Origin of the sequence: Arthrobacter sp. PAMC 25486 (assembly GCF_000785535.1) — a bacterium.
GTDB lineage: Bacteria > Actinomycetota > Actinomycetes > Actinomycetales > Micrococcaceae > Specibacter.
In genome coordinates, this window is sequence record NZ_CP007595.1 from 3395336 (window position 1) to 3408700 (window position 13365).

Below are 13365 nucleotides of genomic sequence, written 5' to 3' on the forward strand. Positions count from 1 at the left end.
CCCCATGACGCACCAGGGCGCCCCCGCACAAGTTGTCATCCCGCACGCTCCTTGGTTCACCGAGGACCGGCTTGGCATGTTTGTGCACTGGGGGCTGTACTCCCTGGCTGCCCGGCACGAATGGGTCATGAACTACGAGCAAATCGCGGTGGAGGATTACCGCAAGTACTTCGAGCACTTTGACCCGGACCTCTACGACCCGCGTGAGTGGGCCGCAGCGGCCAAGCATGCCGGCATGAAGTACGTGGTGCTGACCACCAAGCACCACGACGGGTTCGTGCTGTGGGATTCCGCTCTCACGGAGTACAAGTCAACAAACACTCCGTGCGGGCGGGACCTGCTCACCCCGTATGTCGAGGCGCTGCGGGAGGCCGGCCTGAAGGTTGGTTTTTACCACTCCGTCATCGACTGGCACCACCCTGACTTCGCCATCGACGCCGTCCATCCCGAGCGCAACAACCCGGATTGGCGCGAGCTCAACAAGACCCGCACCGGCGAGGCCTACCGCGAGTACCTGCACGGGCAGGTTCGCGAGCTGCTGAGCAATTACGGTCAGATCGACTACCTCTTCTTTGACTTCTCCTACCCTGAGATGTCCACCAAGACGGCCGACGGCGAACCCAAGTTCCGCGGCAAGGGAGCCAAGGATTGGGGTTCCGTGGAGCTGATGAAGACGATCCGCGAGCTGCAGCCCGGGATCATCGTCAACGACCGGCTCAACGTGCCGGGAGACTTTGTGACCCCGGAGCAGTACCAGCCCGCCGGGGCCATGCTCAGCGGCGACAAGGAAGTTCCGTGGGAAGCCTGCCAGACCCTGAACGGCAGCTGGGGTTACGACCGAGACAACCTGGACTACAAGGCGCCCGACCAGCTGGTCCGGATGCTCATTGACGGTGTCTCCAAGGGCGGAAATCTGTTGCTGAACGTGGGCCCCACGGCCCGCGGCGAGATCGATCCGCGCGCCCATGAGGCGCTTGAGGGCATCGGCGAATGGATGCGCCTGCACAGCCGCTCCATCTACGGCGCCGGGGCCGCGGGCCTGGACGCTCCGGTGGACGCCCGCTACACCCTGCGCGGCGACCGCCTCTATCTGCACTTGTTCGCGTGGCCGTTCCAGTTCATCCACCTGCCCGGCCTGGCAGACAAGGTGCGCTACGCGCAGTTGCTCAACGACGCATCCGAGGTTGCCATGCTGGTCCTCGACTCGGACCAGGTCGCCGGGCACATGACTCCCGCCGGCCAGGCGCCCGGTACGCTGACGCTGAAGCTGCCGGTGCAACGGCCCAACGTGAGAGTGCCCGTCGTCGAACTCTTCTTGAACAGCACCGCCCTGAACACGCACCCCACTACCGAAAGGGACTGACATGACCCAAAAGATTGCCCTTCACACCCGTCTCAAGCCCGGCAAGGAAGCCGAGTACGATCGTGTCCACGCCCGCATCAGCGACGACCTCGACGCGGCCCTGCGCGGCGCCGGCGTCACCGGCTGGAACATTTGGCGCAGCGGGAGGGACCTTTTCCATGTCGTGGAGGTGGCCGATTACCAGGCCATGCGCAAGGAACTGGCCACGGATCCGGTCAACATTGCGTGGCAGGGGGTCATGAGCGAGCTGCTGGACGTTGAGGACGATTACTCGGGCGATGATATGGGCCTGGCGAAGGTGTGGGAGCTGCCGTGACCGTTCCGGAATTGGGTCGCCTGGGCTTTGGCGCCGCAGGCATCGGCAACCTCTACAAGGCCATGTCCGACGACGTTGCTGCCGCCACCATAGCGGCCGGCTGGGACGCGGGCTTGCGCTACTTTGACACGGCTCCGCACTATGGCCTGGGCCTGTCCGAGCGCCGCGTGGGCGCCTTCCTGACCACCAAGCCGCGGGATGAATTTGTCATCTCCACCAAGGTGGGACGCATCCTGGAACCCGTGGACAACCCCACCGGGGCCCGGGACACGCAGGGCTTTGACGTGCCGGCCGACGTGGTGCGGCGCTGGGATCCCTCCGAGGCCGGCATCCGCCGCAGCATCGAGGACTCTCTGGAACGCACGGGCCTGGATCGGATCGACATTGCCTACCTGCATGACCCGGACGTGTACGACCTCGAAGCCGGCATCAGCCAGGCACTGCCCGCCCTGGAAAAGCTGCGCGCCGAGGGCCTGATTTCGGCTATCGGCGTTGGCGCCAACTCTGCCGACGCACTCCGTGACTGCGTTCTCGGTGCAGACCTCGACGTGATCATGCTGGCCGGGCGCTACTCGCTGCTGGAGCAGCCCGCAGCCGCAGACCTGATGCCGTTGTGCCTTGAACGCGGCGTCGGCATTGTCAACGTTGGTGTTTACAACTCGGGACTGCTGGCCCGTCCGGTGGTGCCGGATGACGCAAACTACAACTATGCTCCGGCTCCGGCGGACATCCTGGCCCGCGCCAAGGCCCTTGCCGCCTGTTGCGACGAATTTGGTGTTGAGCTGCCGGCTGCGGCACTGCAGTTTGCTGCCGCCCACCCGTCCGTGGTGAGCGTGGTGGTGGGTGCATCCACACCGGCGCAGATTATTCAGACGGCTGCGCGCATGGAGGCCGCCATTCCTTCGGAATTGTGGGCTGCGTTGGTGTCCCGCGGGCTGCTCGATGAAGGTCTGGTTCATGCCTAGCGCTTCAGGGGTTGGCGGTATTTCCATGAACGACGGCGGCGCTGCGGTCCGCCTGGATTCCCACCTGCACCTGTGGGAACTGGGTGAGGGCCGCTACTCATGGTTGCAGCCGTCCCACGGCGTGCTTTATGACAGCTTCACCGCCGAACAGGCACAGCAGACGTTGTTTGCAGCCGGGGTCCGGCAGGCAATTTTGGTCCAGGCCGATGACACCGCAGCGGACAACGAGGCGATGCTGGCCGCTGCCTCCGCCCACGATTGGATTGTTGGCGTGGTCGGCTGGCTGCCGTTGGAAGATCGTGCCGAGGCGGCTTCGCTGCTTTCCCGGTGGGGTGCCAACCCGAAGTTCTGTGGCGTGCGGACGCTGATCCATGACGATCCGCGCCCTGACGTGCTTGAACTGGCTGCCGTTCGGGAGACCTTGGGGCTGCTGGAGAAGACCGGCCTGGCCTTTGACATTCCGAACGCGTTCCCGCGACACCTTGGACAGGTGGCTGATGTGGCACGGGAGTTCCCTGAGCTGCCCATCGTGATTGACCACCTGGGCAAGCCGCCCCGAGGTGGCACCGCTTCGGAGCTGGCTGAGTGGGAGCGGCAGCTGCGAGTGGCGGCGGCCCTGCCCAACACCGTGGCCAAGGTTTCAGGGTTGTTTGAGGGTGGCACTGACTTCTCTTCGTCTGCCCTGGATCGCGTGTGGTCTGTGGCGCTGTCCGCTTTTGGGCCGCACCGGCTCATGTATGGCGGAGACTGGCCCGTGAGCCTGCTCGGTGCGCCCTACGCGGAGACGGTCAATGTTGCTGCGGAGCTCATCGACTCGCTCAGCCCGGCCGAGGCGCAGGCCGTGTGGGCTGGCACCGCCCGGAGGGTCTACGACCTCTAACAGGCGTTAGTTCCAGCCGGCCTGCAGTTGTGGCGGTAAAACAGCGGATTTTACACCAGTGACTGTTCCGTGGGTGATCCGGCCGGACCCCACCATCCCAGCTGTCAGGTCTCAAGCCGCTGACGTCTGATTTGTCTTCGGCAGGGACGCCGGGCGTGCCATCCTGGCCTTCCCGACGTTGCATGTCATGCCAGCTCCTTCCATCGCAGCGGCTACGCCAGGGTTCAGGTGGAAATGCGCGCCGAGAAGGGGGCAAACCCGCATGGTGCTGCACCTGTTTCGCCGAGAATGGGTCAGACTCGCGAGAAGGGCGGAACTTTGGTGGCATTTCGCGGCTCCGGGCCATTCTCGGCAAAACGGGGTGCCGCACGATGCGGCCCAGGGCCATTCTCGGGACAGCACACACCCGCCGGCACGAGTTTCCAGCACCTGCGAAAGAAAAACGAGGACGGTGGCCAGTACCTGAGCAATGGTTCGCCAAACAGGCCTCGATCAGGGCGAGGGCCTGAAGGCGTGACGGTGAACCCGCCCACGGAACAATCACAACAGCGGCAATGGAAGGCGGATTCCGATGCATTTCCTGCATCTACTGCGTCACAGGTTCGGAAGGGTCAGGTGAGGGTGTGGAGCAGTGCGGTGATGCCGAGCAGGAACACAGAGAAGATGGGGAACAGCCACCGCGTGAGGATTTCGAGCCAGCGGGCCTTCACCGTCATGGCCGGGGCAGTGTCCAGCGGGCTAACGACCGGGTCCGGTGCCTCGCTCAGGGCTGTGACTGTGCCGGCCATTGAGAGGGCGACCATCAAGCCAGCGCTGATGACCAGGACCGGACCAGGCGGAAAGTCCAGGAACGCATCGCCAGCAACCTTAGGTGTCAGCGTTGCCGAGAGCACCCCGGCGGCCCCGCCCACAACAGGCACGGCAATCAGCGCCCAGAAGTGCCGGAGCAGAAACGGCAGGTACAGCGGCAGGGCAAGCACGAGGGCTGCAAGGAAGGCCATGCTTGTCAGCTGCCAGCCGCCCAATAGCAGCCGTGTACCCTCGAGCCACGGAGCCAGGGCTGCCGAGAACACGAGGAAAACCACCAAGTTGGCGGTGCTCAGGGAGACGGTTGACTTCATGTCCTTCTTGATGGGCTTGATGGCACAGCCACTCAGTTCCGCCGCATACTCCCGCGGCGTGCCAAATGCCTCCTCGGGGGACTGGCCGGAATCGGCCAGGAACTCCTGAACCGTGGCGAGTGTGTCGCCGATGGACTTGCCGGAGACGTCGTTCAGCCGCAGCTCCATGGTCAGTGCGTCCAGCCATTTCTTGTGGGTGGCGGACTTCGCCGTTGCGTCCTTGGTCATTACGAAACTCCTCGATCGGTGGGGATGGCGAGAAACGCCGTCGTGCTTGTTGTGAAGGCGAGCCATTGCCGGCGCTGACGGGCCAATTCGTCGAGGCCGGCCGGGGTGAGGGAAAAGTACTTCCTGCCGGGGCCGCTTTCGCCGGGGCGCCATTCCACTGAAACCCAGCCGGCCGTTTCAAAGCGGGCCAGCAGCGGGTACAGGGTGCCGCCCTTGAAGGTGCCGAGGCCGGCCGCTTCCAGTGCGGTGATGATGGCGTAGCCATAGGTGGGGCCGTCCTTCAGGGCCTGCAGTGCGCAGAGGCCCAAGGATGCCCGGTTCCAATCGCCCGGCCACGGCTCTTCTGTTGAACTCATGACTAGATAGTATGTCTAACTAGATAGCCTGGCAAGTCAGGGTTTGAGGAAAACCGGGAACTTAAACAACTAACCCGCAGAAAGCGACGAAAAAACGCGGGTTAGCGCGGTTTTTTGCCATCTTCTGCAGGTTAGATTGAAAAGTCGGAAGGGTTACAGCGCCTGACGGAGCCAGTGCTCCACTCCGCTGATGTGCACCGTCACGAGCGACTTGACCAGCTCGGCGTCACCGCGCTCCAGTGCCTCGATGATGGCAGTGTGCTCGGACAGGGTGCGGTCCACGGCCTTTTCCTGTGTCAGGCCGCGCCAGATGCGGGCGCGGATGGTGCTGCTGGAGAGCGAATCCAGGACGCTGGACATGTAGGCGTTGTCTGCGGCGGCCGTGATGAGGCTGTGGAAAATGAGGTCATGCTCAACGAGTGCCTCGACGCCGGTCTCTTCGCTGACGCTGTCCAGGGTGGAGTGCAGGGCCGCGAGCTGTTCGGCCGTGATTCGGCTGGCGGCGATGGCCGCCGCAGCGGGCTCGAGAATGCGGCGGACCTCGAAGATTTCCAGGATCGACCGATCCTGGTGCAGGTCCACGATAAAGCTCATTGCTTCGGTGAGCAGTTGGGGTTCCAGGCTGGTTACGTATGTGCCGTCCCCGCGGCGCACATCGAGGACCCGGATGATCTCCAATGCCTTGACAGCCTCACGCAGCGAGCTGCGCGACAGGCCCAGCTTCTCGCTGAGTTCCTTCTCCGGAGGCAAGCGGTCGCCGGCAGACAGCTCACCAGAGATGATCATGTCCTTGATTTTTGTGATTGCCTCGTCAGTTACAGCCATATCCGAAGTCTAATGGTCCGATGTTTGCTTTGGCCGGAAGGCGACTCTCAATGTGACGGAATACGCAGCGGCGGGGTGGAGAGTGCTGCGGCGTTGGCTGAAATACCCCGTTATCTGCAGGAGCGTTGGCTGAAATACCCCGTTATCTGCAGGAGCGTCTGCAAGGGGATACAAAAATGCACCCCTCAACGAATTGAGGAGTGCATCATTTGGCGGAGACGGGGAGATTTGAACTCCCGGTGGAGTTTAACCCCCACACTTCATTAGCAGTGAAGCCCATTCGGCCGCTCTGGCACGTCTCCAGCACTGGCTAGGGTAGAAGCCCCTAACCAGCATCCCAAACTTTACCCAGTAATAGCCTCTCAAAGCAAAACGAGGGCCGGGGAAGCAAGAATCACAGCTCTCCCGTCAGCGCCCGCCACAGGAATTCGTGCGACGCGGTGTGCAGCCGCGCCGCCTGTTCGTTGTTGCCGGCCCCGGCATGCCCGCCCTCCAGCGCCTCATGGAACCACACGGGGATCCCCATGGATTCCATCCGGGCCGCCATCTTCCTGGCTTGTACCGGCCCCACCCGGTCATCCGAGGTGGCGGTCCAAATGAACGTGGCCGGATATGTGACGTCGGAGCGCAGCAGGTGGTACGGGGAGAACGACTTGATGAACTCCCATTGCTCCGGCACATCCGGGTCCCCGTACTCGGCAATCCAGGACGCCCCGGCGGAGAGCTTCGTGTAGCGGCGCATGTCCAGCAGCGGCACCCCGCACGAGATGGCACCAAACAGCTCCGGATACTGCGTGAGCATATTGCCCACCAGCAGCCCGCCATTGCTCCCGCCCGCACAGCCCAAACGCGCCGGTGACGCCACCCCGCGCGCCGCCAAATCACGCGCCACGGCGGCAAAGTCCTCGTATGCCCGGTGCCGGTTCTTCTGTTGCGCTGCCGTGTGCCAGCTGGGCCCGTACTCGCCGCCGCCGCGAATGTTCGCCACCACGTACACGCCGCCGCGCTCCAGCCAGGTGCGCCCCGCCGCGCCGCTGTACGACGGCGTCCGCGACACCTCAAAGCCGCCGTAGCCACCGAGCAAGGTGGGATTCCCGCCGTCGAGCCTCAGATTCTTTGGTCCCACCTGGAAGTAAGGCACGCGCGTGCCATCGTCGGAGATGGCAAAGTGCTGCTCCACGCTGTAGTTTTCCGCCGTGAAGAACGACGGCGACTCCCGGACCAGCGCCGCTGCCTCACCGCCGGTGCCGCGAGAGTTCAGCGTGCCGCGCAGCACGGTGGAGGGGGTGAGGAAGCCGGTGGCGATGAGCCAGTAGTCGTTGCCGGCCTTGGGATCCTCGTCGTCGACGGCGTAGGCATCCACCGAATGCAGGGGAGGGCAGGCGTCCAGCTCAGTGGGCGCCCATCGGTTGGCAGGGTCCAACACGAGGATCTTCGAGGAGACGTCGGAGAGCAGGTTCAGCAGCAGGAAATCCCGGGTCCAGCTCCACGACTGCAGGGACTCGGCCGGTGACGGGGAAAAAATGGTCTGCAGCTCGCGACTGCCGGCCAGGAACGCCTCGAGTTCAATCGCCAGCAGGGTACCGGCGGCGTAGGCGGATCCAGCAACAGTCCAGTCGGTGCGGGGGCGCAGCAGCAACCACTCGTGGTGAAGGGAGACGTTCATGTCGTCGGGGACATCGATGTGCACCCAGTCCTCACCCACGCGCAGGTAACTGCGGCTGTTGAAGAAATCCAGCACGTCATAGGCGACGTCCCGCTCAAAACCGGGCGTGCTGCTGTGGGTGACGCCGCCGCTGAGGTGGTCCAGCGGGACCTCGAACAAGGGCGCCTTCGCGGCCAGCTCCAACAGGGTTTCACCGCGGCGCAGCACCCGGGTGGCTGCCGGGTAGGAGGAGGCTGTCATGGAGCCCTCGCCGGTGTCGGTCCCCACGTACAGTGTGTCCGCATCGAACCAGCTCAGCCGGGTCTTCGCCGTCGGAAGTTCAAAGCCGCCGGGCACAAAACCACGCGCGGAGAGGTCAAACTCCCGGTAGGAAACGGCGTCTCCGCCGTCGGGGGAGAGCGCCACCATCGCCTGGCGGTATTCCTCGCTGGGCGCGGGGCGCAGCAGCGAGGCCCCGGCCCAGAACCAGTCCTCGCCGGAGGAGGCGCACAAGGCGTCAACGTCGAGCAGCACCTCCCATTCAGGCGTATCACTGAGGTAGCTCTCCCAACCGGTGCGGCGCCACAGACCGCGCGGGTTCGCCTCATCGCGCCAAAAGTTGTAATACCAGTCCCCGCGTTTGGACACCATGGGGATGCGGTCCTTGGAGTCGAGCACCTCAAGCACCGAGGCCTCCAGCGCGGAGTATGCCGGGTTCACCAGCGCCGCATCCGTGCGGGCATTGCGCTCGCGGACCCAGTCCATGGCGTCGGCGCCGTGGATGTCCTCCAGCCAGAGAAATTCGTCGGCGGGTTGTTCGGCGATGGTCACGGGTGCGGGAGCTTCAGTCATGGCACCATCCTAGGCATCCGGTCTGAGCGCCGCGTGCCAGCCAGCTTTGCCAGCCGCCGCGGCCTCGACGTTCCAAGCTGCGCTGAACTGGAACCGGGTGTGCCGCATAACACTGACATGCGGCACGCCCGCCATGAGGTCAGCGCAGATTGGGACACAATCCATGCACGACGCCGGGACCCCGCCACTGCGCGGACCGGACCGGAAGGCAGCCCATCAGTTAAGCTCAAGGAGTGGAATCTATGGGCGCGCAGACGGTGGCAATTGTGGGGGCGGGGCCCCGCGGGACCTCTGTCATGGAACGGCTGCTGGCGCACCACGCCGCCCAAACGGCACACCACGCAGCGGAAACCGGGCACCAGACCGCCCCAACCGCACCCCGCCCCCTGCACATCCACCTGATCGACCCCTTTCCGCCGGGTGCCGGGCACGTGTGGCGCACGGAGCAGTCGCGCCTGTTCCTGATGAACACGCAAAGTTTCTTTCCCACGCTGATTCCGGACCAGGGCGTCACCGCAAAACCGCTGGCCGGCTGCAGCTTCAATGAGTGGCGCCAGCTGCAACGGGAAACCCCGTGGGAGCAGCTCAGCGACGGCGACGTCGCCGAATTGGCCACGCTGGAGGAAAGAAGTTTCCCCAGCCGGGCACTCTACGGACGGTACCTGGGCTGGTGCTTTGCCCAGCTCACCCAAGCCATGCCCGACGGCGTGAGCCTCACCGTCCATGCGGCTGTTGCCAGGCGGGTGGTGAGCGATTACGCGAACGGAGGGTTCGCCGTCGCGCTTCTCGACGGGCAAAGCCTGGCCGTGGACCAGGTGGTGCTGGCGCTGGGGCATGTGGAATCGAAGCTGAGCCCGGCCCAGCGCGAGCTGCGGGAGGAAGCCCGCGCCAACGGGCTGACATACCTGCCCCCGGCGGTGCCCAACGATGTGGACTGGGAACAACTGCCCGCCGGGGAAACCGTGCTGGTGCGCGGCATGGGACTGAACTTTTTTGACGTCGTGGGCCAGCTGACGGAGGGGCGCGGCGGGCGTTTTGAGGACACCGGGCTCCCGGCCGGGGAGGCGCTGCGCTATGTGGCGTCGGGGCGCGAACCGGTCATTGTCGGTGCCTCGCGGCGGGGGACTCCATACCGGGCCAAGGCCGAGCTGGACAGTTATTATCCGCACTCCGTGAGCCTGCGTTTCCTCGGCGAGGACGCGGTCGCGGCAATCCGGGGGATGGGTGCGACGGCCGGTTTTGACCACGACATTTGGCCCCTGTTGCACCGCGACACGCTCTGGGCGTACTACACGACGCTGGCCCGGACCCGCCCGAATACCGTCTCCGAGGAGCTGCTGCCGGTGCTGGACGCGCTGCTGAATGAGGGGCTCGACGGCGGCGATCCCGGCTGGGAGGCCCGGCTGAAGGAGCTGCTGGCTGAGAATGTGCAGGACGGGCACATCCTGGATTTGCGCGGCCTGGCGCGGCCGCTCTCGGCGCACCCGCTGCGGGCCGGCGCCCGGGTCGGCTCGCAGTCGGACATGGACGCGGCAGTGCTCGAATACCTGCGTGAAGATGCGGCGGGTTCCGCCCTCGGCGAGGACGACCCCACGAAGATGGCCATCGGCGCGCTGAATGCCGGGCGGGCCGTCATCAAGGCGCTCGTGGCCGACCGCGGCATCACCCAGGGCTCGTGGCTGGGGGAACTGCGCGGCTGGTTTGAGGGTTTTGTTGAGGGGCTGGCGAGCGGTCCGCCGGCGCTGCGCGTGGAGCAGCTCGCCGCGTTGGTGCGGGCCGGCGTCGTGCATTTCGCCGGACCCGATCCTGTGTTCCGCATCCAGCACGGCGTGTTCACGCTCAGCTCCCCGTGGGTGGCCGACGCACCCCGCGAGGCGCGATACCTGGTGGAGGCGCTGGCCCCCGCCAACCGGGTGAAGGACACCGCATCCACGTTGTTGGCGAATTTGATGGCCGACGGCCTGGCCCGTCCCCGCCTGATGCTGGCGTCCGACGGCGAACCAGTCACCACGAGCGGCCTGGACGTGTCGGCGCCGCCGTATCGGGCGATTGACGGTGCCGGCGCCCCGGTGGATGGGCTGTATGTGCTGGGACTGCAACTGTCCTCGGTGCAGTGGGGCACGGCCATCGCGGCCGAAGCTTCCGCCCTCTACCGCAGCGGCTACCGCACCGTCGTGGACGCCGACGCAATCGCGGCGCACATTCTGACGTAAATCGAAACTGACCCGCACAAAATGCCGAGAAATCACGATTTTTGCGTGGATTTCGACGTTTTCTGCGGGTCAGCTTCGGGATTGGGCTAGTGCTTGGCGCCCTTGCGACGTGCAGCGAAGGCAACCGCGGCACCTGCGCTCAACAGCAGCAGTGCGCCCAAGCCCAGCGGGAGCGCCGTGGCACCGGTGCTGGCGAGGTTGCCAGCCCCTGAACCCGTACCGGTGCCGCCGCCCGTGCCGGCCGAAACGGAAGGCGAGGTCCCCGGGGTGGTGGGGACCGGCGTCGTACCTGTCTCCGTAGCGGTGGGAACGGGAACCGGGATGCCCGTCTCCGTCGGAACCGGGATGCCCGTGCCGGTCGGCGTCGGCGACGGTGTACCCGTTTCGGTCGGTGTCGGCGACGGTGTACCCGTTTCGGTCGGTGTCGGCGACGGTGTCGGGGTTTCAACGGCCGCCGTCACCGGGATGGTGACGGGCAGCCGGGCATACGTTCCGCCGTCGGTGGTAATGGTAAAACGGCCCGCGTTGAGCTGCTCTGGGACGGTGAAATCAACCGTTGCGGCACCCTCGGTGACAGGGAAGCTGCCCAAGGTGGACGGCAGGACGGCCGCGCCCAGGACCGCGAAGCCAATGCCGCCGCCGCTGCCCGAAGGCTCGTAGCGGAGCGTGACCTCGGTGGAGGGGGTGGCCCCGAGCGAGGTCAGGTCCAGCTTGTTCAGCCCCAGGGTGACCTGCTGTCCGGCCGTGACGGCTGCCGGTGCGCCCACAATGTCCACGCCACGGCGGGAGAAATCAGGGGCAATCGGTGCCGTGGCAGACTTCTCACCGAGGTAGGTAATCCAGGCGTCCCGGTCGATGAGGCCGGAATCCTTGGTGTTGGCACCTTCGGTGAAGACCCGGAAGTTGTCGCCGCCCGTTGCCAGGAAGCTGAACGTGCCCACGCGGTAGGAACGTTCCAGGTCCAGCGGTGCGCCGTTGATGACCACGGAGGTGATGTGGTCGCCCAGCTCGCGGCTCGAGTCGTAGCTGTAGTCCACGTTGGCGGACAGCCCCAGGTTCAGGAACGGGCGGCTGGGGATGGTGCCGTCCGCGTTGGTCTGCCACTGCTGCTCCAGCATGGTTTTCACCTGGGCGCCCGTGAGCGAGGTGGTCCACAGGTTGTTCACGAACGGTAGGACAGCGTTGGCGTTGGCGTAGGTGACAACACCGTCCTCGATGCCCTCGTTCTTGTGCAGCAGGTCCGCGCGGAGACCGCCGGGATTGACGACGCCGATCTCGGCACCGCCCGTCTGCTCAGACTTCAGGGCGTCCAGGAGCGCGTTGCCGACCAGGTTGCCCAGGGCTGATTCACTGCCGCGGTCGTCCCGGGTGTACGTGCCGGTTTCCGGGTCGAAGGTCTGCGCGGTGGTGATGTCTGCGGCGATCTTGCCCACGGGCACGCTGCCAGCCACCTCGGCCTCCTTGAGGGCGGCCTCGGTGATTTCCTGGACCTCGGCGACGCGGGGGAACTGGTTGGCCAGCTCGGCGTCGTCGGCCTTGGTGCGTGCAACGTTGTCTTGGGTGTAGGAAACAACGTTGTTATCGGCGTCGACGGTCAAGACGATCTGGCCGATGAACTCGCCGTAGCTGCCGGTTTGGAGCACGGGGCGGGTCTGCAAGGCTGCATTTGCAGGTACGCCGGGGATGGGTGCGTCCCAGGCGTACTGTTTGTGGGTGTGGCCGGTGAAGATGGCGTTGACCGAGGCGCTGGTCTGCGTCACGATCTCCCGGAACGCGCCTTCGGCGGCAGCTTCCTCTGTAAAGGTTGCGCCGTCGGGGGTGCCTGCTCCTGCGCCCTCGTGGTATTCGGCCACGATGACGTCGGCCAGGTTCCCCTCAGTGATCGTCTTGGCCACGCGGTTCACGGCTTCCACGGGGTCTCCAAAGTCCAGCATGGAGATCCCCGTCGGGGTCACCAGGGTGGGGGTTTCCTGCGTGACTGCGCCGATGATGGCAACCTTCACACCGTTGACCGAGATGATCTTGTACTCGTCAAGCACGGGGGTGGTGGTGCCCTTCGCGTACACGTTGGCGCCGAGGTAATCCCAATTGGCGGCGTCGGTGACGCGCCCGTCGAGGTCCGCGTATCCCTGGTCGAACTCATGATTTCCGACGGCGGATGCCTGCAGGTCCAGCGCGTTTAGCACATCGATGGTGGGCTGGTCTTGCTGGGAAGCGGAGGCAAACAGGCTGGCGCCGAGGCTGTCGCCTGCGGACAGGAAAGCCGTGTTGGCGTCGCCCGATGCTGCACGCAGCTGCTCCACCGTACCGGCGAACTTGACCGTGTTTGCGTCGATGCGGCCATGGAAGTCATTGATGTTCAGGAGGTTGATTACCTTGGTGGCCGCCGGAGCGTCACCGAGGGTCAAGCCGACAACGACGGGGTCGTGGTCGGAGGCGGCAAATGCCGAACTGTCATAGAAATTGGTGACGTTGTAGTTGTAGCGGCTGTAGCCCATGGCAATGGACTCTGTGGAGTTGATGTTCCAGATGTCGACGCCGGTGACCAACGCATCGAGGGCCGGAGTGGCAACGATGTGGTCCAGCGAGCCAACCAAGCCG

General features: G+C 65.1%; 10 protein-coding genes and 1 tRNA gene. 5 read left to right on the plus strand and 6 right to left on the minus strand.

Annotation, left to right across the window (positions count from 1 at the left end):
* Positions 1 to 4: 4 nt before the first annotated feature.
* The 4 genes from art_RS15550 to art_RS15565 are packed head-to-tail and all read left to right on the plus strand — an operon-like array spanning position 5 to position 3524.
* Positions 5 to 1363, plus strand: coding sequence for an alpha-L-fucosidase (locus tag art_RS15550; RefSeq protein WP_038466255.1), 1359 nt, complete (start codon positions 5 to 7; stop codon positions 1361 to 1363).
* Between the two features lies 1 nt (position 1364).
* The gene (locus tag art_RS15555) at positions 1365 to 1679 is read left to right on the plus strand and encodes an L-rhamnose mutarotase (RefSeq protein ID WP_038466258.1); all 315 of its coding nucleotides are present in this window, start codon (positions 1365 to 1367) and stop codon (positions 1677 to 1679) included.
* Positions 1676 to 2644: an aldo/keto reductase gene (locus tag art_RS15560; RefSeq protein WP_038466261.1), complete on the plus strand. Its 969-nt coding sequence runs from the start codon at positions 1676 to 1678 to the stop codon at positions 2642 to 2644. Before art_RS15555 ends, art_RS15560 begins: the two co-directional genes overlap by 4 nt.
* Complete coding sequence (locus art_RS15565; protein WP_253901377.1) at positions 2637 to 3524, plus strand: amidohydrolase; 888 nt, start codon at positions 2637 to 2639, stop codon at positions 3522 to 3524. Before art_RS15560 ends, art_RS15565 begins: the two co-directional genes overlap by 8 nt.
* A 611-nt stretch (positions 3525 to 4135) precedes the next feature.
* Here the strand turns inward: art_RS15565 and art_RS15570 are convergent.
* The 5 genes from art_RS15570 to art_RS15590 form a co-directional block, all read right to left on the minus strand.
* Positions 4136 to 4873, minus strand: a complete 738-nt coding sequence (locus art_RS15570; protein ID WP_038466263.1) for a hypothetical protein — start codon at positions 4871 to 4873, stop codon at positions 4136 to 4138.
* A complete protein-coding gene (locus art_RS15575; protein WP_038466265.1) occupies positions 4873 to 5229 on the minus strand; it encodes a PadR family transcriptional regulator in 357 nt (118 codons plus the stop codon). The genes art_RS15570 and art_RS15575 overlap by 1 nt, the downstream gene beginning before the upstream one ends.
* Positions 5230 to 5382: 153 nt before the next feature.
* On the minus strand, positions 5383 to 6054 hold the full coding sequence (locus tag art_RS15580) for a FadR/GntR family transcriptional regulator (protein ID WP_038466268.1): 672 nt from the start codon (positions 6052 to 6054) through the stop codon (positions 5383 to 5385).
* Between the two features lie 210 nt (positions 6055 to 6264).
* Positions 6265 to 6356, minus strand: a tRNA-Ser gene (locus art_RS15585).
* A gap of 92 nt (positions 6357 to 6448) precedes the next feature.
* Positions 6449 to 8551 carry a prolyl oligopeptidase family protein gene (locus art_RS15590; protein ID WP_038466271.1) on the minus strand — a complete coding sequence of 701 codons (2103 nt, stop codon included), beginning with the start codon at positions 8549 to 8551 and terminating at the stop codon, positions 6449 to 6451.
* A 242-nt stretch (positions 8552 to 8793) separates the two neighbouring features.
* Between art_RS15590 and art_RS15595 the strand changes: the two genes are divergently transcribed.
* A complete protein-coding gene (locus art_RS15595; RefSeq protein ID WP_038466274.1) occupies positions 8794 to 10764 on the plus strand; it encodes an FAD/NAD(P)-binding domain-containing protein in 1971 nt (656 codons plus the stop codon).
* Positions 10765 to 10850: 86 nt separating this feature from the next.
* On the opposite strand, the gene art_RS23015 is transcribed toward art_RS15595, so the two are convergent.
* Positions 10851 to 13361, minus strand: a complete 2511-nt coding sequence (locus tag art_RS23015; RefSeq protein WP_052136636.1) for a bifunctional UDP-sugar hydrolase/5'-nucleotidase — start codon at positions 13359 to 13361, stop codon at positions 10851 to 10853.
* Between the last annotated feature and the right edge of the window lie 4 nt (positions 13362 to 13365).